Origin of the sequence: Paraburkholderia sp. 40 (assembly GCF_050434105.1) — a bacterium.
Lineage (GTDB): Bacteria > Pseudomonadota > Gammaproteobacteria > Burkholderiales > Burkholderiaceae > Paraburkholderia > Paraburkholderia tuberum.
In genome coordinates, this window is sequence record NZ_JBNPVY010000003.1 from 1,228,183 (window position 1) to 1,251,892 (window position 23,710).

17 protein-coding genes and 5 pseudogenes are annotated in these 23,710 nt (G+C 61.8%); 4 read left to right on the forward strand and 18 right to left on the reverse strand.

All coding sequences use genetic code 11. The features are described 5' to 3' along the window. Positions 1-47: 47 nt before the first annotated feature. From OKW28_RS21215 to OKW28_RS21230, 4 genes and pseudogenes are all read right to left on the reverse strand, one after another. On the reverse strand, positions 48-1,466 hold the full coding sequence (locus OKW28_RS21215) for an FAD-binding oxidoreductase (protein ID WP_429448577.1): 1,419 nt from the start codon (positions 1,464-1,466) through the stop codon (positions 48-50). 139 nt (positions 1,467-1,605) lie between these two features. Next, positions 1,606-3,153 carry a UxaA family hydrolase gene (locus OKW28_RS21220; protein ID WP_429448579.1) on the reverse strand — a complete coding sequence of 516 codons (1,548 nt, stop codon included), beginning with the start codon at positions 3,151-3,153 and terminating at the stop codon, positions 1,606-1,608. A gap of 49 nt (positions 3,154-3,202) precedes the next feature. Continuing rightward, positions 3,203-4,489, reverse strand: coding sequence for an MFS transporter (locus OKW28_RS21225; RefSeq protein ID WP_429448581.1), 1,287 nt, complete (start codon positions 4,487-4,489; stop codon positions 3,203-3,205). Between the two features lie 131 nt (positions 4,490-4,620). Continuing rightward, a pseudogene (locus OKW28_RS21230) lies at positions 4,621-4,776 on the reverse strand (mannitol dehydrogenase family protein); the annotation flags it as partial. A gap of 334 nt (positions 4,777-5,110) precedes the next feature. Between OKW28_RS21230 and OKW28_RS21235 the strand changes: the two are divergent. Continuing rightward, the gene (locus OKW28_RS21235) at positions 5,111-5,821 is read left to right on the forward strand and encodes a FadR/GntR family transcriptional regulator (RefSeq protein ID WP_429448583.1); all 711 of its coding nucleotides are present in this window, start codon (positions 5,111-5,113) and stop codon (positions 5,819-5,821) included. A gap of 44 nt (positions 5,822-5,865) precedes the next feature. On the opposite strand, the gene OKW28_RS21240 is transcribed toward OKW28_RS21235, so the two are convergent. The 3 genes and pseudogenes from OKW28_RS21240 to OKW28_RS21250 form a co-directional block, all read right to left on the reverse strand. After that, a complete protein-coding gene (locus OKW28_RS21240; protein ID WP_429448831.1) occupies positions 5,866-6,417 on the reverse strand; it encodes an isoaspartyl peptidase/L-asparaginase in 552 nt (183 codons plus the stop codon). After that, complete coding sequence (locus tag OKW28_RS21245) at positions 6,372-7,667, reverse strand: MFS transporter (RefSeq protein WP_187615676.1); 1,296 nt, start codon at positions 7,665-7,667, stop codon at positions 6,372-6,374. Before OKW28_RS21245 ends, OKW28_RS21240 begins: the two co-directional genes overlap by 46 nt. Positions 7,668-7,816: 149 nt before the next feature. Next, a pseudogene (locus tag OKW28_RS21250) lies at positions 7,817-8,068 on the reverse strand (trehalase family glycosidase); the annotation flags it as partial. A 158-nt stretch (positions 8,069-8,226) separates the two neighbouring features. Here OKW28_RS21250 and OKW28_RS21255 point away from each other — a divergent pair. After that, positions 8,227-8,427, forward strand: a complete 201-nt coding sequence (locus OKW28_RS21255) for a hypothetical protein (protein ID WP_429448585.1) — start codon at positions 8,227-8,229, stop codon at positions 8,425-8,427. Between the two features lie 249 nt (positions 8,428-8,676). On the opposite strand, the gene OKW28_RS21260 is transcribed toward OKW28_RS21255, so the two are convergent. The 5 genes and pseudogenes from OKW28_RS21260 to OKW28_RS21280 form a co-directional block, all read right to left on the reverse strand. Further along, the gene (locus tag OKW28_RS21260; RefSeq protein WP_429448586.1) at positions 8,677-10,275 is read right to left on the reverse strand and encodes a hypothetical protein; all 1,599 of its coding nucleotides are present in this window, start codon (positions 10,273-10,275) and stop codon (positions 8,677-8,679) included. Positions 10,276-10,651: 376 nt separating this feature from the next. Then, positions 10,652-10,732 (reverse strand): annotated as a pseudogene (locus OKW28_RS21265) (IS6 family transposase); the annotation flags it as partial. A 60-nt stretch (positions 10,733-10,792) separates the two neighbouring features. Then, complete coding sequence (gene pqqA / locus OKW28_RS21270; RefSeq protein ID WP_429448588.1) at positions 10,793-10,936, reverse strand: pyrroloquinoline quinone precursor peptide PqqA; 144 nt, start codon at positions 10,934-10,936, stop codon at positions 10,793-10,795. Between the two features lie 159 nt (positions 10,937-11,095). After that, positions 11,096-13,120, reverse strand: a complete 2,025-nt coding sequence (locus OKW28_RS21275) for a hypothetical protein (RefSeq protein ID WP_429448590.1) — start codon at positions 13,118-13,120, stop codon at positions 11,096-11,098. A 252-nt stretch (positions 13,121-13,372) separates the two neighbouring features. Next, complete coding sequence (locus OKW28_RS21280) at positions 13,373-13,609, reverse strand: transposase (protein WP_429448592.1); 237 nt, start codon at positions 13,607-13,609, stop codon at positions 13,373-13,375. 88 nt (positions 13,610-13,697) lie between these two features. On the opposite strand from OKW28_RS21280, the gene OKW28_RS21285 reads away from it, so the two are divergent. After that, positions 13,698-13,964, forward strand: a complete 267-nt coding sequence (locus tag OKW28_RS21285) for a hypothetical protein (RefSeq protein WP_429448594.1) — start codon at positions 13,698-13,700, stop codon at positions 13,962-13,964. Between the two features lie 1,865 nt (positions 13,965-15,829). On the opposite strand, the gene OKW28_RS21290 is transcribed toward OKW28_RS21285, so the two are convergent. The 6 genes and pseudogenes from OKW28_RS21290 to OKW28_RS21315 form a co-directional block, all read right to left on the reverse strand. After that, positions 15,830-16,405 carry a hypothetical protein gene (locus tag OKW28_RS21290; RefSeq protein WP_429448596.1) on the reverse strand — a complete coding sequence of 192 codons (576 nt, stop codon included), beginning with the start codon at positions 16,403-16,405 and terminating at the stop codon, positions 15,830-15,832. A 929-nt stretch (positions 16,406-17,334) separates the two neighbouring features. Then, positions 17,335-18,473: pseudogene (locus OKW28_RS21295) on the reverse strand (IS3 family transposase); the annotation flags it as partial. A 54-nt stretch (positions 18,474-18,527) separates the two neighbouring features. Further along, positions 18,528-18,791: a hypothetical protein gene (locus OKW28_RS21300; protein ID WP_429448597.1), complete on the reverse strand. Its 264-nt coding sequence runs from the start codon at positions 18,789-18,791 to the stop codon at positions 18,528-18,530. A gap of 282 nt (positions 18,792-19,073) precedes the next feature. Beyond that, a pseudogene (locus tag OKW28_RS21305) lies at positions 19,074-20,092 on the reverse strand (aldo/keto reductase). A gap of 81 nt (positions 20,093-20,173) precedes the next feature. Beyond that, the gene (locus OKW28_RS21310; RefSeq protein ID WP_429448599.1) at positions 20,174-21,040 is read right to left on the reverse strand and encodes an NmrA family NAD(P)-binding protein; all 867 of its coding nucleotides are present in this window, start codon (positions 21,038-21,040) and stop codon (positions 20,174-20,176) included. 93 nt (positions 21,041-21,133) lie between these two features. Then, positions 21,134-22,417 (reverse strand): serine hydrolase domain-containing protein, encoded by a 1,284-nt coding sequence (locus tag OKW28_RS21315; protein WP_429448600.1) that lies wholly within the window; start codon positions 22,415-22,417, stop codon positions 21,134-21,136. Between the two features lie 348 nt (positions 22,418-22,765). Between OKW28_RS21315 and OKW28_RS21320 the strand changes: the two genes are divergently transcribed. Beyond that, a complete protein-coding gene (locus tag OKW28_RS21320; RefSeq protein WP_429448601.1) occupies positions 22,766-23,680 on the forward strand; it encodes a LysR family transcriptional regulator in 915 nt (304 codons plus the stop codon). The last annotated feature ends 30 nt before the right edge of the window (positions 23,681-23,710 follow it).

The window sequence follows — 23,710 nt, forward strand, 5'->3', positions numbered from 1 at the left end:
GCGGCTGAAAGCGCCGTGGCTGCGCACGCAGATTCGCGCCGCGCACACTACATCGCGATCACCTTGCCCGGGTTCAGGATATTGTGCGGATCGAGCGCGAGCTTGATCGCCTTCATCGCGGCGAGTTCGGCCGGCGAGCGTGACAGGCCGAGCACGCCCAGCTTCTCCTCGCCGATCCCATGCTCGGCCGATACCGAACCGCCCATTTCCCCCGTCAGTTCATAGACGACGCGCTTGACGTCGTCGATGGCCTCGTCGGTCCAGCCAGGTTCTTGCACCACTACGTGCAGATTGCCGTCGCCGAGATGCCCATAGACGAGGATCGTCGCTTGCGGCCAGCGCGCGCGCAACCGCTCGTCGCAACGCTGCGCCGCGTCGCCCGCCTGCGCGACCGCGAAGCTGATGTCGAACGAGATGCGTCCTGGGATCAGGCGCGGATATTCGGCTGGCGCGTCGCGAATCGCCCAGAACGCCGCGGCGTCCGCGTCCGATTGCGCGATTGCGGCGTCGGCGATCACGCCGGCGTTCAACATGTCGGCGAGGAATTCCTCGAAAGCCGCCGACTGCCGTTCCGGGTCCGCGCCGCAAGTCTCGAGCAATACGTAGTAGGCGTGATCGCTCGCGAGCGGCACACGCAGCTCGGGCAGGCGTTGCCGCACGAAGTCGCAATAGCTGGGCCACATGACCTCGAACGCGGACACGCCGGCCGGCAGCCGCTCCTGCGCGCGGCCGAGCAGCGTGGTCACCGCCGCGTAGTCCGGCATGCCGCACCATGCGGTCGAGATCGCGCGCGGCTTGGACCGCAGGCGCAGCACCGCGCGCGTGATGACCGCGAGCGTGCCCTCGCTGCCCGTCAGCAGGTTGCGCAGGTCGTAGCCGGTATTGTTCTTGATCATCTTGCGCTCGCCGCCGATCACGCTGCCGTCGGCGAGCACCGCTTCGACGTCGAGCACCTGGTCGCGCATCATCCCGTAGCGGATCACGCGATTGCCGCCCGCATTGGTCGCGATGTTGCCGCCGATCGTGCAACTGCCGCGCGCGCCGAGGTCGAGCGCGAACATGAAGCCGGCGTGATCGGCCGCTTCCTGCACGACCTGCAGCGGTGTGCCCGCGAACACGGTCATCGTCGCGCTGACCGGATCGATGTCGATGACGCCGTTCATCCGCTCGACGCTCAGCGCGACCTCCCCGCCAAGCACGCAGGCACCGCCCGCGTGCCCGGTCATGCCGCCTTGCGTGACGACCGGCTGCCGGAATTGATGGCAGATCCTGAGCGCGGTGGCGACCTCTTCGGTCGTGCGCGGGCGGATCAGCGCGATCGGATCGGTCGATGGCGTGCCGCTCCAGTCCGCGAACTGCCGCCCGCCAAATTCGGCCGGCAGGCTCACGATGTCCGCGCCGAGCGCCGCGCGCAGCGCGGCGACGGCTTCGTTACCGCGGGTCGCGGAGATCGGTTCGTGCTGCATCGGATATCTCCAGTTCGTCAGACGGGCAGAGCCGCTGCGCGCGCTTCACGTCGCGGCCTGAATAAAGGCGGCGTTCCAATTGCATCCTCCAATGCGTGATCCATTCGGCTATTCGGTTGTGTCGCTGCAATGCACCCGCTCAGGTCACCACGCCGACCTGCCACGGCACGAACTCGCTTTGCCCATAGCCGTGCAGCTCGCTCTTCGTGCGCGTGCCGGACGCGCAGTCGAGCATCATGCGAAAGATCGCTTCGCCGAGTTCGTCGATGCTCGCGCTGCCGTTGATCACACCGCCGCAATTGATATCGATGTCGTCCTGCTGGCGCTCCCACAACGCGGTGTTGGTCGCCAGCTTCAACGACGGCGACGGCGCGCAGCCATAGGCGGAGCCGCGCCCGGTCGTGAAGCAGATCAGGTTCGCGCCCGAGGCGACCTGTCCCGTCGCCGACACCGGATCGTAGCCGGGCGAATCCATGAACACGAAGCCCTTCGCGGCGATCGGCTGCGCGTATTCGTAGACGTCGACCAGATTTGTCGTGCCGCCCTTCGCGACCGCGCCGAGCGATTTTTCGAGGATCGTCGTCAGGCCGCCCACCTTGTTGCCCGCCGATGGGTTGTTGTCCATCGCGCCGCCATTGCGCGCGCAATAGTCCTGCCACCATGCGATGCGCGCGAGCAGCTTGTCGCCGACCGCGGCGCTCACCGCACGCCGCGTCAGCAGATGCTCGGCGCCGTAGATTTCCGGCGTTTCCGACAGGATCGCGGTGCCGCCATGCCGCACCAGCCGATCGACCGCGGCGCCGAGCGCCGGATTCGCGGAGATGCCCGAATAGCCGTCCGAGCCGCCGCATTGCAGACCGACGCATAGATACGAGGCCGGCACCGGCACGCGCCGCACGCGGTTCGCGTCGGCGAGCATCTCGCGCACCGTCGCGATCCCGCGTTCGATCGTCTTGCGAGTACCGCCGCTGTCCTGGATCGTGAAGCTGCGCAGCTTCGTCGTATTGGCGTCGAGCCCGCCCGCCGCGAGCACGCCGGCGATCTGGTTCGTCTCGCAGCCTAGCCCGACGAACAGCACCGACGCGAAGTTCGGATGCACCGCGTAACCGGCAAGCGTGCGGCGCAGGATCGCGATCCCCTCGCCCTGCATGTCGATGCCGCAACCGAGCCCGTGCGTCAAGGCGATCACACCGTCGACGTTCGGATAGTCGGCGAGCGCGTCGGGACGCACGTCGCGCCGGAAATGATCGGCGATCGCGCGCGCGACCGTCGCCGAGCAGTTCACACTGGTCAGAATGCCGATGTAATTGCGCGTCGCGATGCGGCCGTCGTCGCGACGAATGCCCATGAAATGCGCGGGCTCGTCGACATAGACAGTCGGCTGCGCATCGACGCCGAACGCGTGCTCGCGGGAGAACTCGGACATGCCGAGATTGTGCGTGTGAACATGCTGGCCGCGCGCGATCGCTTCACGCGCGACGCCGATGATCTGGTTGTAGCGCTTGACCGGCTCGCCTTGCGCGATGTTGCGCGTCGCGATCTTGTGCCCCGGTGGAATCAGCCCGGCGACGACCAGTTGTTCCGCCTCGATGCGCGTGCCCGGCAACAACTGTCGGGTCGCGATGATGACGTCGTCGCCGGGATGCAGGCGGATGATCGCGGACGTGACGCTAGCTTGAGTCGACATGAGAAGCCTCGATAGCAGGGTTATTCGAATGCGTTGGAAACAGAATACGTCAGATCGTGGAGCCCGCGCCCTTCGGCAGCTCGCGGCTTTCCGATTCCAGCGACAGCGGCTCGATGCGTCCCACGATCACCAGATAGCTGAACGCGCCAAGGAAGCAGAAACCACCTGCCACGACGAGCGGAATCGTGAATGAGCCCTTCGTCATCGCGACCATCACGCCGGTGAACGTCGTGATCACGATCCCCGCCAGATTCGACGCGAAGTTCTGGATGCCGCCGATCGACGCGACATGGCGCGGCGTCGGCGCGACGTCGCAGGGCAACGACCAGATGCTCGCCGCGGCGAACGCGAGGCTGCCATAGGCGATGCCGAAGAACGCGAGCATCAGATACGTGTTCTCCGTGAACGCCGACAGCGTGATCACCGACGACAACAGCATGCCGCCGACCATGCAGGTCTTGCGCGCAGCGGTCAGGCTCCAGCCGCGCCGGAACAGCGCGTCGGACACAAAGCCGCCGAGCCAGCCGCCCGGAATCGCGATCAGCGCCGGAATCATGCCGAGCGTGCCGAGCGATTTCAGCGAGAAGCCGCGCGTCTGCACGAGATAGCTCGGAAACCACGTAATGAAGAAGTAGATCACGAAGTTCAGGCAGAAGAAGCCGAGCATCATGCCCCACAGCGTGCGATGGCGAAACAGCGATGCCCAGGTCACGTTGTCCTGGCCGCCTCTCGCTTGAGCCGCCGGCGCAGCGTTGCGCGCGGTCTCCATCGCGTCCTGCACGGGATTCCGATAGATCACGAACCAGCCGACGATCCACACCGCGCCGAGCAAGCCAGTGAGGACAAAAGCGGCCTTCCAGCCGAGCGTGCCGATGATCAGCGCGACCACGGGAATCGACAGCGCGGAGCCGACCCGCGAGCCGCTATCGAAGATGCTGGTCGCGATCGCGCGCTCCTTTGGCTCGAACCATTGGCTGACGAGCTTCGTGCAGGACGGATACGCGCCCGCCTCGCCGACGCCGAGCAACAGGCGGCAGCCGAACATGCCCGCGACGCTGGTCGTGACCGCGGTGGCCGCGGTAAACACCGACCACCACCCGACCGCGAGTGGCAACGCGATGCGCGCGCCGACACGATCGACGAACCAGCCGAACGGCATCTGCATCAACGCGTAGGTCCAGAAGAATCCGCTCAGGATGAAGCCCATCTCGGCGGGGCCGATGCCGAGCGCCTTTTCGATTTGCGGCGCGGCGACCGCGAGATTCGCACGATCGATGTAGTTCACCGCGATCGCGAGAAAGCACAGAAAAATCACTACCCAACGCATCTTCTTCATGAAACCGTCTCCTCCTGGGCTGGCATCTACTCTATTTGGATGAACCATGCGGCCTCGTGGCCGCCGGTGTGCTGCCGGGGTGTGCTGCCGGGGTCTGCTACAGATCTACTGCGGATTTGCGGCCCGCGTCGTTAGCCGTCGTGCGCGCACGCGGCAAGCGCCGCGTTCAGACGCGGTTGCTCGACACGCACGCCAAGCTCGCGCGCGAGTTCGATCACCGGCTTGAAACGCCGCTCTTTCTTTTGCTCGTGATTGCGCGCGATGTCGGCGAGGCGATGATCGAGGAACCGCCGGCATCGCGCGTTCGGCGAGCGCGAGCTGGCGGGGTTGTTCGCAAATGACAGTCTTCGTCGTCATGGAGAAATTGATCGGGTGTCGGGATGCGGAGCGACCAGCAGGGCTGCACGGCTGGCGTCTCCGTGGCGTCGATCTGGCCTTACCAATTTGCAAAAATAACGGCGCGTGCGATACTGGTCAAGCCAATTCGCACGGAGTTGGGGAAACCCCGAACACTGTCGCCGCGCCGCCCGAGCGGGCACGATTTGCGCGCCGGGCGCTTCGATCTACAATCGGCGCTCGCCTTATGGGGCTTGCACAAGCTACATCGCCGGGAATCGTTTCGTGACCACCAGACCTGCCGACACTCGCCGCCTCTATCTTCAGATCGCGGAAAAATTGCGCGATCTGATCGCTCAGCCGAAGTTCGCGCCGAACGGCCGGCTGCCGTCCGAGCGCGCGCTGGCGGAGACGCTCGGCGTGTCGCGGCCGTCGGTGCGCGAGGCGCTGGTCGCGCTGGAACTGGAAGGGCTCGTCGAGATTCGCATGGGCTCGGGCGTCTATCTGTGCGCGACGCCGTCCGCGCAAAGTGATGCGTCGCTGTCGCAGGCCGAACTCGGCGATAGCCTGCTCGACATCCTCGGCGCGCGCTGCCTGATCGAAGGCTCGATCATCGCGAGCGTCGCACCGTTCTGCAAACCGAAAGACCTGAAGATGCTGCGCGCCATTTACAACGAGATGGAGCGCGAAGTAAAGGCCGGCAGAATTCCGGTCGCGTCCGATCGCGCGTTCCATCTCGCGATCGCGCAAATGTCCGGCAACGAAGTGCTGGTGCGCACCGTCAGCTCGCTATTCGATGCGCGGCATAGTCCGCTGTCGGAAAAGCTGCGCGGCCACTTCGAAAACGAGACGACGTGGGGCGCCGTGCCCGACGAACATCTTGTAATTCTGGAAGCGCTGGAGGCGCATGATGCGATTCAGGCGCAGGCGGCGATGCAGCGTCACTTGAAGCTGTCGTTGGAGCGGGTGATTGCGGGGGGGCAGCGGACGTCTTAGGTGCCGCGGCGGGAATATCGCTGATTCATCAGTGCGCGTCACCCTCACACGTCGGTATAAACCTGCATCGCAATCCGCTTGCTCTGCGGCTCACCCTCCGAGATCTGGATCAGCTCGCAAGCACGGCGCTCCGGCTGCGCCATGGCTGGCGTCCACACCCAGTAGTGATTGCCCGGCAAGCCATTGACCGCCACCACGCGGTGATTGCCCGCGGCATCGATCGCGTGGATCGTCACGCGGCTGATCAAGCCGCCCTTGAGCGCGCGCATATCGTCGACCGCTTCGCTGACCGCGCGCTCGACGCTCATCCCCATTTTCATGTAGAGCACCACCGCGCGCGCCGTGCCGGCGCGGATCGTCATCTCGCCCGCGCCCGTGCAGGCGCTGGCGCCGTAACGGCTATCGGCATAGGAACCCGCGCCGATCACGGGACTGTCGCCGAGACGGCCCGGATATTTCCAGCCCCATCCCGACGTACTCGTGCCGCTCGCCCAGTGGAAAGGTGTTTGCGCCGGAATGGCAAACGCGTTGACCGTCGAGGTGGCTTGTATCAGCGCGCCACCGCTGCCCGTGCCCTGCCCGACTTCACGCGCCAGTTCGCGAGCGCGCCGAGCGCCATCAGCACGCTGGTGCCGAGAAACACCGCGCGCATGCCGACGTGTCCGCCGACGAAACCGCCCAGCAACGGGCCGGCCACCTGCCCCGCGTATTGCGACGACACCGAGTACCCAAGGATCGCGCCCGTCACGCTCGCCGGCACGTTATGGCGGATCACGCTCGCGATGCACGGCAACAGCCCGCCCAGTGCCATCCCCATCAGGAAACGCAGCACGATCAGCTGCCAGCTCGCGGTGACGAACGCCTGCGGAACGAGCAACACCGCCGATACGGCGAGGCAGCCGACGATCACATTCCAGTGCCCCGCGCGATCGGCGAACTTGCCGAGACGCGACGACGAGATCACGCTGCCGAGCGCCGCGCCCGACATCACGAAGCCCGCGATCATCGTCACGCTTTGAGGCTTCGTGAGCTGGGCGACGTAGACGGTGATGATCGGCTCGATCGACATATTCGCGACCATCAGCAGCAGACCCGTGGCAAGCATCGCGATGGCCGGCCCCTTGTCGTCCACCGAGGCCCACGCGCCCTGCTTCGGCGCGCTGTCCGCGCGCTTGCGAACCGGCATTTCGCGAATCAGAAACGCCGTCGCGAGAAACGCGACGAAGATCGCCGCGCCCGAGGCCCAAAAGGTCGCGCGGATGCCGATCAACGGCGGCAGGAAGCCGCCGATCAGCGGGCCGACCAGATTGCCCGCCATGATCCCCGACGAGAGCACGCCGAGCGCCCAGCCCGAACGCGCCTTCGGCGTCTGCGTCGCGACGAGGATCATCGAGCCCGACGCATAGCCGCCGAGCAACCCGGCGAGCAGCCGCAACGCGACCAGCTGCCACGCCGAGTGCGCCATGCCGATCAGCGACATCGCGACCGCCATGCCGAGGCTCGAGCGGATCAGCATCAGCTTGCGGCCGTAGAGGTCCGCGAGCTTGCCCCACAGGGGCGCGACGAGCGCGGCGCTGAAGAAGGTCGCGCCGAACGCGGCGCCGGACCACTGCACGATCGCCGCATGATCCTTTACGCCGAGCTGTTCGACATAGAGCGGCAGGAACGGCAGCAGCAGCGTCATCGCGACGATGGTCGTGAACGAGCCGAACACGCACACGCACAGATTGCGCTGCCAATGCGCGGCGGCTTCATCGCCGGCCGGCGGGGCGGCCTTGGCTGTCGCCGTGGCCTGCGCCTGCGGCGGCACCGGTTCGGCCGATGGTACGTCGAGCTTGCGATTCATCTTCGAGGCTTTCCAGGGTGACGAGGGTCTGTTCGAGCTATCCAAAGCATCGTAACGGGCTGCGCCGCCGCCAGGCAGTCAACCCATCATCCTGGTATCGCTACTACCTCTTCGGAACGCGCGGGCCTGGCTGCGCGCCTCCTTTGCAACTAGTGGCCCGCGGGCGACGTGCTGTGCGACGTCTGCGGCGCGGCCGCCGCCGATGCCGCCGCATCCGACACCCCCACCGCACCGCCAGGCAGATCGGCCGGCTTCGTCGAACTCACCGCATCCGGATAGAGCTGCATCAGCACGCGCAGCACGCCATTGGTCCAGCCAAAGCCGTCCTGCAGCGGATACTCGCCGCCCCCCGCCGACTTGCCGCTCGCGTCGACGTCGTACTTCTCGACCAGCTTGCTCGTTGACCGCGAAAGTATATTTTAACACAGACGCCGCAAAGCCTTACGCGACAAGCGTTCGCGCCGATTACGGGTAGCCGGAACACGTCCAGACGTCGAGCGTACGCGTCGCAGGAATCGCAAATGCTGACCGAACGTATCGAACCTCGGAGGACTGTGCCATGTGTTATCAGAAACCCGTCCAGCTGCTCGAAAACCTGCTGGAAGCCGTACCGCTCGAACCGGACGAGCGCGGCCATACCGCGATGGATGACTTTGAGCTCTGCGCCTACACAGGCTGCTCCGAGGAACTGATCGGCCCGCAGGCGTTCGCATGGGTGAAGCTCGCCTACATCGACGCCAAGACAACCGCGTCGTGCTAGTAACCCCGGGCCGACGACCACCGCCGCAAGTCGACCCTGTAGCCGTCGGTCGACCCACTGACGTGTAGTGGACGGCTTTTGTTCTGGAGCGGTCATTACTATGCCCCAGGAGACGTCACTTTTGGCGGCTCGCCCAAGGTTGGTCGGCAACCTGCTGCCCAATCCGGCATTATCGGCGAGCTCGCGTGCCCGGAGCGGCCTGCGGTCAGCGGGCGAAGGCCGCAGGCGTCCCGGATTCGGGTGTAACCCTCAGTTACCGTGGCACGTAATGGCGGCGTTTGATGCCCCACCGACTCCCTTGATCTGATCGCTCGTGATCGTGACGCACCGCGGCGTGGATGAGATTCCCGCGCCGCTCACGATAATCGAATAGTTTCCGGGTACCATGCCTGTCTTCAGAGTGAAATCGACCGTCTCCTCGTTCGCACCCTGACCGACGCCTGTCTTGGCCCAATTCGTGGTCCTTCCGTAATACACGTGGCCCGCCGCGTCCTGGAGGCGAACGATGGGGTAGTTTTCATCCGATTCAACATCGTCGCCGTAGCTTGATCCCGCGGATTGGCCATTCATGCGGACGCCGTGCAACGTGAAAACCCCTGCGCCGCTGTACTTGACGTTCGAAAAAACGGGCACCCATGATCGCTGTGGAGCGCCATCCGGGCTGTATACCCAGAGTTGGCGCGACGAGTCAGAGAAGAGTATCTGGCCGTTCGGCAACACCAGCAGCCTTGTGATAAATGCCGCAATGCTGCCAAGGTTAGAATCAGGAATGCTCGGCGACAGAGGCGTAATCGAATTTGCGACTGGGTCGTAATCAAACAGTTGCGTCGGAGGACTGAACAAACCGCTTGTGGGCCCGGCGTCCGCAGCAAAGACGACATGGCCGCTCGGTATCACCGCGCCGGGTGCATCGTCAGAACCAAAAAGAACCGATTTGCCGGCAAGCGAACCAAAGACATCCGGGCCGGGTGCCCACGTGTTGGTCGAGGGTGAGTACAGAGCGGTATGCCCGGTCGCACCGATACCAAAGATCTGCCCCTGAACTCCATTGCCACGAATTTTCAGGAACGGGCCAAGCTCGTATCCGATTGCGGCGCTGCTCAGGGCTGGAATGGTCCCGCGTGCAGAGCCGTCGCTCGGACTGATGCTCGACCACGTATGCGTGGTGGGATCGTAGGTCTCGGCATATTGACCATTCTGCGCGACGCTTTCGAAAAGGTCGTAGGTAAGTACTTTACCGCGGACCATCTTGACCCAGGTCTCCTCGTCGCTGCGATCTGGATAAACCTTGGATCCCGCAAACGACCACGAATTCGATGCGATATCGTAAAGGTAGGTTTGGTTTGTGAAAATCGACCCGGCGAGGATTTTCCCGTTCGGTAGCAACATCGAAGGATCATCTCCAAAGTACTGCTCCGGAAAGTCCGTTACGGGAGCCCACGTATTGGCCAGCGGATCGTACAACTCGCCCGTGTTCGTTATGTTCTGCTGGAGTGGGGTGCCGCTATATTCGCCGCCAAGAACCCAGACCTTGCCGCTCGGTAACACATTCAACGCAAAATACAGACGCGCCTTGCTCATCGGCGCCAAAGCGGACCAAGTGCCGTCCACATAGCTTCCGGTAGCGGAGGGGCTCAGGCGCAACCAGGTGTCGTAAGGATTTCCCTGCACCATGACTGTGCCGTCCGTCAACAGCACCATGGTCCCCACTCCACTGGGTGCAGCATTCGTCAGCTTTGTCCACGTTGCCGCGTGGCCTAACGTAGACCAGCCGAGCACACATACAATGGCGCAAGCAGACGCCTTGACCTTCGCCGCCTTAAGCACTCCATCAATTTCGATATCCATTGTGTTTTCCTAATCATTAGAACGACGTTGATTCGATTTCACCAGATAATGAACACCATCAACACCTGGCCGCTTCGGTGAATCTCTCCGTAGGAAAACGAGTTAATGTCCTCGACGACAGGCAACCACACCACGGCCAAAATGCGGTTTCTTGCCACGCGGAGAGCAGGTCCTTCAATGAAAAGAAGGATTGGAGAAGCCCATCGTTTATCTGTGCCGGGCAACGATGAGTGGTGCTGGGACGGGATGCTCGAGTGTTATAGCCACGCGGCGAGACAATATCAATCTGGGATTTTCGCCAAATCTTTGAGCACACGTCGGCGGATTCAGTTTTATCGAGCGGGTTGAGGCCGACAGCGATTACGACTCAACCCGGGCCTTTGACCTTGATATAACTTTCATCCATGCGCCAACTCCTGCCCACCGGGCGCTTGTGCTTGCGAAATGTCTTTTCGAAGCAGAGGTCAAACACAAACCGAAACCGCAAGGGGCCGCGGCGTGCGGCCCGGTTGCGGGCTTAACGCGTAGCGACATACATCACGATTTCAAAACCGAGGCGTACGTCGGTGTAGCTCGGAGTCGTCCATTGCATACGTGCTTTCTCCTTCGGTTGAAACAGCGGTTGGAACAGCGTTGCGCCGGCGGCCCGGCGAAATTTCATGCCCGGTGTCGACAGCAGCCGGCATCACGTGCGAAGCTAGGGCTAGCCCTTATGTAAATGGTGACCACCAGTCTTTGCCTCGTTCAGATTGAAACCGATTGCAGCAGTTCTTCCATTAGCGCCAATCGGTTTCGGCACAAACTGGAATTGGCAAAGACGTCAGTTCGTGGGCACCCAAGATTCAGGGTCGTCCTTGGCACGAAGAATTGTTTCCGCGTGCCACGCTCCACTGCTGAATGGGCCGAAGACGTGGACGGCCTTTCCGACCACGAGCGGAACGCTCAGGTGAGCCTGCTCGGCAGCCGAAGTGTCAACGAGCACAGGGGCTCCAGTCTGAGGTTGGATGGTTATTTGCAACGTGCCTACCGAAGTGACAATTCCGTAGATTTGGCTGGGCAGAGGTCCTGGCGGAGTAGCCGGGGGCGGGACTACGACCGGAGCGAGCGTCCCGCCCGGAGCGAAGATGTTCAGGGCTGCGAAGCTGGCCACAAAGACCTTGCCGTTGGCGACAGTGGGCACGATGTTGGCGTTGGCGCCGTGAGGCCAGGAGCCGGCGACGGACGAGAAGATCGGTGTTGTGCCACCTGAGGCGTCGAAGGCGTATAGCGTCACGTTGGCCGGCGCAGTAGTGGAGGTGGGGCGACCGACGGCCCAGATGATCGCGGACCCGGATGTTGTGCCGTTCGATGAAATCGTCGTGAAAAAGCCACCATCCTGGCCGGATTGGATGCTAGAAAACGATTTTTCCAGTTGCAGCGTCGCCGTTGCCGGAACCTTCCATAGTTTGATGCTTCTGCCGCCGCTGCTGACAACGCGGCGGACGCCGTCCGATCCCATAAAATACGATGGGCCGCACCAGCAGGAACCGAAATCGGCGATGGAACGCGCTCTGCCGGAGTCGTTGTGACCCATCGCGGCCCGGTCGATGAGGTACAGACGGCCGCGCTTTCCGCCGGCAACGAGCGTAGAAGCCGATTGTCCAGGGATGTCCGGTATAACCATGGCCCCACCGGCACCGAAATCGTCGTCCGTTTCATCTAGCAATGCGACACCATTAGGTGTACCTGAAGGGGTGAAATAGTCCTGCAAGGTGGTCAAGTCGGCAGAGAGCCTCACCACGCTTTCCTGGATGTTGTTTGGAGGAGCGTAGGTCGTACCAGACGGGTCTGAGTTCCCGGTGACAGCGTACAGCACCCCCGACGGACCTGCGGCAATGCCATACCCGGACATCCAGATGGATGACAGAAAAAAGGTGTTGGGTGAAGTCGACAGCTTGTCCATCAACTGATTCGCAGGCAGCGGTGACAGCGTGCTCGCCTTCCATCCCAACAACCAGCCTCTCGACTCATCGGCGCGTATGTCGCAAAAGCTGCCGAAAGCGGCGTAGACGTTTCCGTTCGCCAGAAGAAGACCGGCACGCTGGCGGCTGAACTGTGCGGCGAAATGGTGGGTCGTGCCGTTCGTCAGGGTATGCGAAGCCGAGACCGAGGTCGGAGAACCCGCTTTGTCAGCCAAGGTGGTGATGTCAAGAGCGTGGAGCCAATAGCTCGGCGTGCCGCCTACCAGCTTGAACGAGACCACATATAGCGTGTGGGTGCCCAGATCGATCACCGGCGTGGAGTTGATTCCCACGGTGGGGCCGTTGTTGCCACAGCCGCCGGGAAGCCTCGATCGCGGTACCGGAGTCCCGAGGTTCCGTTGGAGGAGCAGCTTGCCGGTGGAAGCCGAGTAGGCGTAAATGTTGTTGGCTCCGGTGGCGACGTATACGACATCCTGCGTTGTCCCGTTTACGCTCAACGCTGAAACAACCAATGGCTGCGCGTCGACCCAGTCGTTCACTGGGTCGCCGAGCTTGATTGCATGCGCGACGCCGAACGAACCGGCTCTGACGTTGGAAGGGGTAAGGGTCGTCTCGCTCGAATTCCAACCAGTACGATTCGTGTCGCCATGATAGGTCAACACGTTCGCGGACGTGGCCGCCAACGTATTGATCGGAGATGCCGTCGCGGCAGGAGCTAAGTCGGTGACTTCTGGAGATAAAGGCTGTCCAACTGACTGCCCGGACGCGACGGACATCCAGGCACCTAAAAAGACGGCGGCGAACAGATAGGATAGGAACGAAAAATGCTTCGCCGAAATTGCGCCGGATCCTTCGTTGTTAGGATTAAGCTTCGCGTTTTTCATGACAGTCCTGCCTTCTTTAAGGAGTTATGTAGCAGTTCGCTGGACGCGAAGATCTTCGCGTTTGATTAAACTTATTTCGTAAGCAATCCTGCGCCAGTCAGGACATAGGTGGCGTCCGCCATCCACCGTACGTTGGGTGCTTCGGCGCTGAATTGCCGGCGCACCGGTTCGGGCGCGCGCCGCGCACCCGGGTGCTGCCGCGTGGTGCGGGCCAGCGCCGCCGCCTTACGCCGCACAGACCGGCAAGGCGCATCAGGCGCGCCACGCGCTTGCGTCCGTGGTCACTGGCTGCAGGTTGTCGCACAGCACTTTGGCGGCGAGATCTTGTACCACCGCCCGTTGTGATAGTCCCGAAACATGCTCGAGGTTCAAGCGGTGCTTGAGACGCTTGTACGCTTCTTCTATTCGCCAGCGCTGATGGTAGAGATCGCCAAACTGGCAGGCCGGATAGCGTGCGCTGTCGAGTAAATTGGTCATCACGACGCGCACTTTGCCGGTGGATACGACGTGACTGCGTGACGGACCAGGCGCACGGTCAGCGCCATGGTGCGAACTGGTCGCTTTCAGGCGGCGTGAAGTGGCGCCGCAGCCAGGCGAATTTTTCCAGTCGGTGCTGATCTATGCGCCTGGCAGGCTGAACCCGAACTACATGATGAACGTCAACCAGACGCTGCGGTTCGTGCTTCAGTTAGGTCTCTCTGAGGACCAGACCGCCTCCGGGTGGGGTAAGTGGCAGTTGCTTCAAGGGCACGGCGTGCACCCCGCGCCTCAGCGACCGGGACGGCAGTTTCATCTGGGCAATGTGTGGACCGTCGACGGCGTCATCGCCCTGCAGCAGCAGTAGCAGCGGGTCTGGCGCAAGCGGTGTCGCCGAAGCGCCGCGACGCTCCAGTGTAGTGGCCGCTGACAGGGCGTCCGCTTCCTGGCAGGTTGATTCGAACGGGCAGAGTCCACTTCTGGCCGACCAGCGCCCGATGAATGAACGCGGGGGTTTCCTCCTGCGCAGCTCTCATGCAAAAGGCAAATCCCGACCCACTTCGGCCCGTCGTCTCATCGAGACGACAAATGCCGCTTCCAATGTACAACAGACATTCGCGTGGTTGACTACCCGCGCAGCAAACCCGGGCATTCCCGGCGGCCGTGTCAGTTGTGCGTTCGGGATTCGCATGATTACGCGTTCTTCACGAGAACCTCGCGCTATTAGGAAGTGCTCCGCGACATCTTGATGGGGACCAAAGGGAGCGCCCCAGGCTGGCCGCTTGGACGAAACAATGGGTCGCTCAATAATGAATTGTCAGCGGCTCCGGGTAGTTCTGCGTGAGCGAGTAGGTGCTTTCGGCATACCAGCCTTTTACCATGTGGAGTCGGTCGGGACGACTGGTGTCAGGCGCGCACTTGCCGTGTGCTACGTACGACCGAAGAGTGACATCCGTTGTGTGGGTATCGGGCGCCACGTACGCCGTCGCGTCAGCACCCTCTCTCACGACTATCGAAGGCCTTAATATGTCCGATGCATCGCCGCCCGCAGGAACGACCGGAGGGCCACTGCAGTCCGTAGTCGGATATCCAAGGGATGATGCCAACCACCCCCATTGATACTGGGATGCAGGATACTGGCCCCCGCTGTCAAACGGCCGCGAAATCGGTACAAGAATGGTCGCTCCGCTAACATGCAGAACGACGCCCGGGAAAAAACCGAGTGTGACCACTGGCCCGACATTCTTTCCTGTTGCGTCGAAGACCTTCAGGACGCGATGTTCCCCTTGTTTGCCGGCTTCCGGGCCGTCGGAGCGGTTGCCATCACCTCCGTACGACAGTGACGTTATACCCGAAGCGAGCAAAACAGCCACAAGCGATTTGCGCATTTGAAATCTCCCTTGGCGGTGACGGGGTAGGCGGCCCTAAGGTCCGTGCTCCTTGCCGCCGTCGAGTAGTGCTACCTTCCGGCGCGCCAGTCCGATGTACGAGTCGAAAGAGTGGCTGTGCCAGATGGTTAGCGATAGGTGCTGAGTCAAGCTGACACAAGGCGCTTTATGAACGGGCGCTCAATCATGAATTGTCAGCGGCTCAGGGTAATTCTGCGTGAGCGAGTAGGCGCTTTCGGGAATCCAACCTTTATCACTGATGGAGGGGGGCACCCTGGGGTAGCATTGGGCCGGGGACCCTGCCCGATACGTCAGGGCAGTGATATCCGCTGAGTAGGTGTCGGGCGCGATGTACACCGTTGCGTCAACACCCTGTCTAACGACTACTGAGGGCCTCAATGTCTCCGTTATATCGCCAATGATTAACGGGGGCCCACTGCAGTCAGTACTCGAATAAAAACTGATGTCATCGGAGAATTTGCCCGACCACTTATATTGGGACGCAGTAATCTGGCTACCGCTGTCGGATACCCGTCGAATCGGTACAAGAATGGTGGCTCCGTTAACATCGAGAACGACGCCTGCCGCCGAGCCCGCGGCGACCAGTGGCCCGACACTCTTTCCTTGAGCGTCGAAGACCTTCAGGGCACGATGGTCACCTCGTTCGCCCGTTTCCCGGCCATCGGCGCGGCTGCCATCGTGACCGTATGACAGTGACGTCACACTTAAAGCGAGCAAACCAGCCACAAGCGATTTGAGCATTTCACATCTCCTATATCGGCGACGCGATCAGACGGCCCCGGGGAACTTGCAGTCTTGCCGACACAAATTTTATCAACAGCGATCAATAATGAATTGTCAGCGGCTCCGGATTGTTCTGCGTGAGCGAGTAGGTGCTTTCCGCCTGCCAGCCTGGTACATTAAAGGGAAAGGGCGAAGATGAAACGCAATCGCCGTTAACCAATGACGACCTCAAGGTGACGTCCATTGAGTAAGTGTCGGGTGCCACGTATACCGTCGCGTCAGCACCCTGTCTAACGACTGAGGAGGGTCTCAATTTCGCGAATATGTCATCAATAACAGGAACCCCACTGCAGTCCGAAGTTGGATATTTAGCAGGGTTGAAGTCGCCAGCCCATTCATACTGGGAGGCAGAAATCTGACCACCGCTGTTGGACGCCCGCTGAATCGGTACCAGAATGGTGGCTCCGTTAATGTTGAGAACGACGCCGGCCGTCCGGGGAGGGCTCGAGACCGAGACCAGTGGCCCGACACTCTTTCCTTGAGCGTCGAAGACCTTCAGGACGCGATGCTCTCCACGTTCGCCATTTTCCCGGCCGTCGGAGCGGTCGCCATCGCCACCGTATGAGAGTGACGTTACGCTCAAACCGAGTAAAGCAGCCACAAGCGATTTGCGCATTTGATATCTCCTTTTGTCGGTGACGCGGTCAGTCGGCCCCGGGTGCCTGCGGTCTTCGCGTCCTCCAAGGAAGGGACGTTCCACGTGCCATTGATTGACGCGAAGCTCATCCGGGGCGGGCCAGCGAGCAGAGTGGTACGGGAAATGCGGTCGCCGCTTCCGGTGCGATCGGTGCGATCGGTGCGATGCGTCTCTCCTGCCGCCGTCGAGAAGCGTTACCTTTCTGTGCGGCGGTCTGACGGACGAGCAAAGAGGTCAATCGGATAGTTAAACATAGCTGCTGAGTCGAGCTAAGACAAGGCGGTTTGTGGCCTCTTCGAGGCGGCAAATAGTCGGCAGGTATTGTCGATTTTTTAATTGGCGCAGGCTAGACGCTTAACATAAGGATGACTGATTGTGCGGCAATGCGATCCAGCATCGACTGTCCGTTACGGTTTCCCACGCCTTCCCACGCCTGTTTGCGGGCCTGCCCTTCTATTGCGCCTTCGCGTGGTAGCGGCAGTGGCCAACTCAATTCCCCCAGCCGCCGTCTACGGCGGCACATCGGCGTCGCGGACGTGCCGCTGCTGGTCGGTTACGGATGGCACATTACGACCGCTCCTCTGCGTATGCTCCGACGTCGTGTCTGCTCTCGAATGCGAAAGAGACGTTCGAGCGTCCGCGTCGAGACACTCCCCAATGTCCCTGCATGGCCGGGAGTCGCCTCAGCCGGATCTTGAGGCGTGTGCCGCGCCTCACAGCGATCTAGTGAGGTTGACCCGGTTCGACGGACGGATTTGCAGCCTGCGATTTGATGCGATCTAACCTCCGTTGAGTGTTGAGTCGCGGGTTGTCCACGGGCGGGCGGCGGGTCGCCTCTCACGACCATGACGCTGCCCGCCGGTGGACAACCCGCAAGGCGATACGGTTTGCCTTTTAACGTTGAGGTTTTCGAATTCAAGCGGCGAACGATAGCCAATGCCGCTGTGTAAGCGGCGTACGTTGTACCAGCCCTCCAGGAACCAGAAGATGCGTTGCCGGGCCTGTTCACGAGTCGCAAAGAGTTCTCGCGAGAGTAGCTCCGCTTCAAGCGTGCCGAAGAACGATTCGCACATCGCGTTGTCGTACGCGTCGCCGGCCGTCCCCATCGACGGTTGCACACCGGCTTCGCGGCAGCGCCGTCCGAATGCAATAGAGGTGTATTGGCATCCCTGGTCCGAATGTAGAATTACGCCCTCGTGGCGTCGCTGCAGCAACGCCATATCGAGTGCGCGCAGCATCAGTTCGGTGTACAGATGGCTTGACATCGCCCAGCCTACAATTCGGCGACTGAACACGTCGAGGACTACGGCCAGATACAGAAACCCCTCGCCAGTCGGGATGTAGGTGGCGTCCGCCACCCACAGCATGTTTGTCGCCTCCGCGCAGAAGTGCCGACGCACCAGATCCGGAGCGCGCCGAGCCCCCGCGCGTTGCCGCGTGGTGTGTGGCCAGCGCCGCCGGCTCGCACCATGCAGGCCGGCCAGGTGCATCAGACGTGCGACCCGCTTGCATCCCACATGCACGCCTTCCCACGCGAGCTGCGCATGGATACGTGGCGCCCCATATGTGCCGCGTGAATTCGCATGCAGCGTGCGGATGCGCTCGAGCAGTTGCGCATCGCTACACGAGCGTTTCGATGGCTCACGCACCAGCCATGCGTAGTAGCCGCTCGCGGAGACCCTGAGCAGCCGTGCCATCGTGGCAATGGGCCACCTGGCCCGGTTCGCTCTCATGAATCCGTACCGCCCTTCGGCGGAACGGCTCCCGTCTCCCTCGCGAACCAGGCCGCGGCCTGCGAGAGAATGTCCCTTTCCATCTTCAGTTGCCGGTTCTCGCGACGCAACCGTGTGAGTTCCTGCCGCTCGGCCGTGGTCAGCCCGTCGTGACGCACACCCGCATCGCGATCGGCCTGCGCGACCCAGTTGTTGATCGTCTGTTCGGTCGGCTCGAACTCGCGCGCCAGATCCTCAGGCGTTCTTCCGGCCTTAACCAGCTCGACCATGTGAGCCCGGAATTCCACAGGGTATGGGGTACGATGCCTGCCCATTTTCGACACCTCCTGATCAAAAGCATAGGTGTCCGTTTTCGCGGGTCAACTTCACTAGCGCTTCTGTCTGAGCAAGTCAAATTGGCGCTGTTGTCTCAGCGAATTCAGTTCGCGCTGCTGCCTCAGCAAATCCAGGTCGCGCTGTTGTTTCAGTAATTGGAGTTGTTCGTTCTGGAGTTCGATCTGTTGCTTCTGCGCTTCCAATTGCGCTCTATAGGCCCCCATGTTTTGGTCAGCCAGCGCTCCCTGCGGGTAAGTCTGCGCGTAGGTGATGGAACAGCCAGCCGCCAATGTCGCAGCAACGATAAGTGCTTTCATGATGCCCCTCGCACGGATGCTCCTTTGAAATATCTTAGGCCAGAAAGACCGGGCATCGGCGGGACCGACGTGGCTATCGGCGTCGTGCCTGGATCGGTGATTGCGTATGTTGAGCGAGCGGCGTGCTTTTCGCAGTGGCAACGAGAGGCCGGGATCGACCCAATCCGGTCGGCCAGCCGCAGACTTCGAACGGCGGCTCTTCGAGGATGAGCGGCCGCACACGGCCACAGGCATTCCCCGTTCAACCGCCTCGCGCAGGCAAGATTCTCGACGCCCCGCCACTCATCCGCAGACGCGATCCTGGTCTTGGAAGCGTTGCATCCAGTAGGGGAAGGGCACTGACCGTTCAGATACTTTATCGAGCCGCGCGCACTGTTCGGAGGTTAATGCGAGATTCTGCGCATCGAGGTTAGCTGCGAGCTGCTCGCCCGTGCGGGCTCCGACGATGACAGAAGTAATCTGCTCGCGCGCAAGCAACCAGCCTAATGAGACTTGAGCTGGAGTGGCCGCCAGTTCGTCGGCGAGTTCACGCAATACTTCGAGGATCGGCTCCGCTCTGACCGTATCAACCGGAGGAAAGTCGAGCTTCGCACGCCGCCCGGCAGCTTCGCCATTCTGCGAGTACTTGCCGCTCAGATAGCCACCTGCGAGCGGACTCCAGACCAGAAGGCCCATTCTGTTTGTCGCTGCACCGGCATGATTTCGTGTTCGATATCGCGGCTCGTCAGCGAATAGTGCACCTGATTGCTCGCGACATGAGCCCGATCGGTACGGGACGTTATGCCGACGGCCCGCTCGAGATCGGCTGCACTGAAATTGCAAACGCCAATGTGGCGGACTTTGCCCTGGGTGACGAGGTCGTCCAGCACACGAAGCGTCTCGTCGACCGGAACAAGCGCGTCGCGGTCATGCAACTGGAACAGGTCGATGTGATCGCGACCGAGTCTCTTCAAACTTGTCTCGACCGAGCGCATGATATGCGAGCGGCCCAACCCCACTTCGTTCTGGCCGGGGCCGGTGGGTAGCCGAACCTTGGTCGCGACGAGCATTCGATCTTCGTCCAGCCCCAGCGCTTTCAGCACATGGCCCACGACCTCTTCTGAGCGACCCTGCGAATAGGCGTCCGCCGTGTCAATCAGGTTGACGCCGCGTTCCACGGCCATCGCGACGAGCCGGGCGGCCTCATCGCTGTTCAAGCCGGCAATATTGCCCCAGATGCCCGAGCCAGCACCGAAAGTCATTGCGCCAAGGCTCAGCCGTGAGACGCGTAGACCAGTTCTGCCAAGCGTGCTGTATTCCATCGTGTATTCCTTGTTTGAACGTAAACCTGATGCATCGGGAGAGTCAAGCCCAGAGTCCAAGCGTCGCCGTATCGGCTCTGGTCAGATTCGACGCGACACAAGCTCGCCCAGAACGGTCTCCAGTTCGACGTGGCCGCGCAAGATTTCGTCAGAATCGCTTTCGAAATCGATCCAGCCGTCGTTGAAGCCGTCCAGCATGCGCATGCGGGGTAGAGGATGCTTCATGCCCTGCCTGTGGAACAGCGCTTCCCACGTCTGCCTTTCGACGACTTCCGCACGTACCTGACGGCGCAACACGCCGGCGAAAGCCAATGCGAGATCGTTGGGACTCACCCGGCGTGGACCTTCAAGCTCGACGACGCGCACACCGCGCCTTGCCTGCTGAAGCAGTTCGGCAGCAACGCGGCCTACGTCCGCAGTGGCGACCATCGGCACCGGCTTGTCGAGCGGCTGCAGGTAACTGGCAATGACGCCATCGTCGCTTGCAGACGCAACATCCCATGCGGCGTTCTCCATGAACCAGCCAGGGCGCAGGAACGTCACCGGCATCGGCATCTCGCGCAGTGCCTGCTCCATCAGCGTGCGCTGGGTGAGCAGGTTGACCTCGTCAGCCTGTGCGCCGATCGTCGAGAGGCAAACGACATTTTCGGGTCGCGCCTTCAGGAGTGCTGCGGACACGGCCTCAATCACCGTGCGCGCTTCAGGAAACCCGGGCTCCGGATCGAACTCCGAAGGCGGCAGGATGAAAACGCCCGTCGCGCCTTCGAACGCGGCGGCGAGCGACGAAGGGTCTTCCATGAAAGCCGTCGCGATCTCGCAACCTCGCTCTGCCCACGCCTCTGCCCGCGTCGCATCGCGCACGACTGCGCGCACCGGCTGACCAGTAGCCAGCAGTTCGCGGGCCAGTGCGCCGCCCACCTTGCCGGTGATTCCCGTGATTGCATACATTGCTCGTTCTCCATGTGTGGATATATCGGGTGACGCAGTGTGGATGTGCCGACGGTCAACCACTCAGGCACGACGCAAACCGTCGTAAAACGCCTACTCGAACTGTCCGTAGAGGTTCACGACGCGCGCATCGTAGAAGGGCAGCATCTGCGTAAAGAGCGATCCGGCGACCCGCTTGACCGGATCCACCCAGAAGTAGGTGTTCAACAGCCCAGCCCAGCTCACGCTGCCTGCGCTTCGTCCGTGAAGTCCTTGCTCTGTATTGATGTCGAACGACAGCCCCCACTTGTGCGCTGTGCCCGGAAACTGATCGAAGCTGTTCGACCACGACGGCTGCGCCGTCCTCATTTCCGCGACCTGCAGTTCGCCAAGGTGATTGCGGAACATCGTCGCGACGGTGTCGGCGCGTAGCACGCCTTCGCTGCGATACGTGCCGCCGTTCAACAGCATCTGCAGGAACGACATGTAGTCGCGCGGCGTGCTGAAGAGTCCGCCTCCGCCCATGAAAAATTTGGGGCGCTGGTTGATCTCGAATGGCTCGGGCGCAAGTGAGCCGTCCGCTTGACGCCTGTGCATGGTCGCGACGCGCTGCTTCTGCGCGCTGTCGATGAGGAAGCCCGTGTTGCGCATCCCCAGCGGATCGAAGATGTGCTCGCGGAAGTAGATTTCCAGCGACTGATCGGTCACGGCCTCGACCAGTTTGCCGACCCAGTCCATGCTGATGCCGCACTCCCAGCGCTCGCCCGGGTCGAACTCAAGCGGTGCCGCGAATGCACCGTTCATCGAATAGCCGATGTCCGGCATACCCGTCACCCTCTCGTACCGGCTGAGCTCGTCGCTCCAGATGCTGTACGTAAAGCCGGAGGTATGCGTCAGCAGATGTCGCACCGTAATCGCATTGCGCGCAGGACGCAGCTTCGGCTGCCCGTAGACGTCGAATCCGTCGAGGATTTGAGGCGACTTCAACTGCGGCAGGATCTCGCCCGCAGGTTGATCGAGCCGCAGTCTGCCCTGTTCGATGAGCTGCATGCACACGGCTGCGGTGATCGCCTTTCTCATCGACAGGAGCCAAAAGACTGTGTCAGGACTAATGGCCTCGCCAGTGCTGGCATTCGCCCGGCCACACGCTCCCTCGTAAACCAGTCCGCGGCCCGTTGCGCCCATGGCGACAACACCGGCAACCGTGCCGTCGTCCACCGCCCGTTGCAGGCATTGATCGATCGAACTGTAGGCCGGGTGATGGGCCAGCGCGGCGTCGCCAGGCGCACGCTGCGATACCGCCCGCGCGTCGCGGCTTGGGAAGCCACCAAGTGTCGCAAGAGCCAGCAGGCTCGACGCTCCTTTCAGGAGGCGACGACGATCCGTTTGAACTGCCATTTTCAGTTCCTCTTCGAATGAATGAATCGCGGCATTACAGTGCTTCAGTGATAGGCGAACAACGCGCTCCGCGACCGGTTCCCGTTAATGCGTCCAACGGTCGCCAGGGCAACGATGCAAATAGGGTGTGCATGGCGACTTCCTTTCGATTGGCGAGACCGGATGTCTCGGTGAGGCGTATTCTGGACAAGCACCGAACGAAACAAAATGACATGGATGTCATCAGATAAGTGACAACACGTCACTGATTTGGCATGATCAAGGGAGACGTCCGGCACTGCTGCGCGGCGCAGCGTTCGCCTTCAGTTGGTCGGTCGTGCTCTGCAACTCGTATTAACTCGAGCAACCATGAGATCCAGCAGCGAGAAGCTTTCCGGCAGCATTAGCGTGTTCGCCGCCGTAGTGGATGCGGGAACGTTTGTGGCCGCTTCGGAGGTGATAGGAATGACGCCGCCGGGCGTCAGTCGGGCGATTGCGCGGCTGGAAAAAAGGTTGAACATCCGGCTCTTCAGCCGAACAACGCGCTCCGTCTCCCTGACTGAAGAGGGCCGCCGCTTTTACGAGCAGGTCATGCCCCATCTCGCCGGGCTTGAGGAAGCAGCGGCCGCTGCGGCAGGTGGCGCCGCCGCTGTGCGTGGAAAACTAAGGATCAATCTGGATCCTGTCGTCTACCGGACCATTCTTGGGCAACAACTCGATGCGTTCATGGACGCACACCCCGAACTCGAAATCGAGTTCATCGCGCGAGACAGTCTTGGCGACCTCGTCATGGATGGGTTCGACCTCGCCGTGCGATTCGGCGAACCCAAAGCGTCTACCCTGATCGCGAGAAAGCTGCTCGACACCCGCATTGTGACGGTCGCAGCGCCCTCGTACGTTGCTCGCTGGGGACGGCCGGCAAAACCGGCGGACCTTGAAAGTCGAAGCCACAGATGCCTTGAATTTCGCAACCCAGAGACAGGCAAGCCGTTCCAGTGGGAATTCCATCGCAAGCGAAAACGCATTGTGGTTGACACTCAGGGACGACTCACTGTCAACGATCCGGGTGCCCTGCTCAACGCATGTCTCGCCGGTTCCGGCATTGCGCAGATGTTGCTGCTCGGTGCCGAGCCCCTGATTGCCGACGGCCGATTGATCAATCTTTTTCCCGAATGGGTAGACGAACGGTATCCGTTATACGTCTACTACGCATCCCGGCACCACGTGCCGGCAAAGACCCGAGCTTTTCTTGACTTCGTGGTCGAACTGACGGGCAATCACTAGCGCGTCGGCACGCGCTAGTGCAGTCGCGGC

Bases quoted from the DNA above. Each gene is read 5' to 3' on its own strand.
- OKW28_RS21290 (WP_429448596.1), bottom strand. From the start codon at position 16,405: ATGCGCAAATCGCTTGTGGCTGCTTTACTCGGTTTGAGCGTAACGTCA.
- OKW28_RS21310 (WP_429448599.1), bottom strand. From the start codon at position 21,040: ATGTATGCAATCACGGGAATCACCGGCAAGGTGGGCGGCGCACTGGCC.
- OKW28_RS21320 (WP_429448601.1), top strand. From the start codon at position 22,766: ATGAGATCCAGCAGCGAGAAGCTTTCCGGCAGCATTAGCGTGTTCGCC.
- OKW28_RS21215 (WP_429448577.1), bottom strand. From the start codon at position 1,466: ATGCAGCACGAACCGATCTCCGCGACCCGCGGTAACGAAGCCGTCGCC.
- OKW28_RS21220 (WP_429448579.1), bottom strand. From the start codon at position 3,153: ATGTCGACTCAAGCTAGCGTCACGTCCGCGATCATCCGCCTGCATCCC.
- OKW28_RS21260 (WP_429448586.1), bottom strand. From the start codon at position 10,275: ATGGATATCGAAATTGATGGAGTGCTTAAGGCGGCGAAGGTCAAGGCG.
- OKW28_RS21225 (WP_429448581.1), bottom strand. From the start codon at position 4,489: ATGAAGAAGATGCGTTGGGTAGTGATTTTTCTGTGCTTTCTCGCGATC.
- OKW28_RS21245 (WP_187615676.1), bottom strand. From the start codon at position 7,667: ATGAATCGCAAGCTCGACGTACCATCGGCCGAACCGGTGCCGCCGCAG.
- OKW28_RS21300 (WP_429448597.1), bottom strand. From the start codon at position 18,791: ATGAAAGCACTTATCGTTGCTGCGACATTGGCGGCTGGCTGTTCCATC.
- OKW28_RS21255 (WP_429448585.1), top strand. From the start codon at position 8,227: ATGTGTTATCAGAAACCCGTCCAGCTGCTCGAAAACCTGCTGGAAGCC.
- OKW28_RS21275 (WP_429448590.1), bottom strand. From the start codon at position 13,120: ATGAAAAACGCGAAGCTTAATCCTAACAACGAAGGATCCGGCGCAATT.
- pqqA (WP_429448588.1), bottom strand. From the start codon at position 10,936: ATGAAATTTCGCCGGGCCGCCGGCGCAACGCTGTTCCAACCGCTGTTT.
- OKW28_RS21315 (WP_429448600.1), bottom strand. From the start codon at position 22,417: ATGGCAGTTCAAACGGATCGTCGTCGCCTCCTGAAAGGAGCGTCGAGC.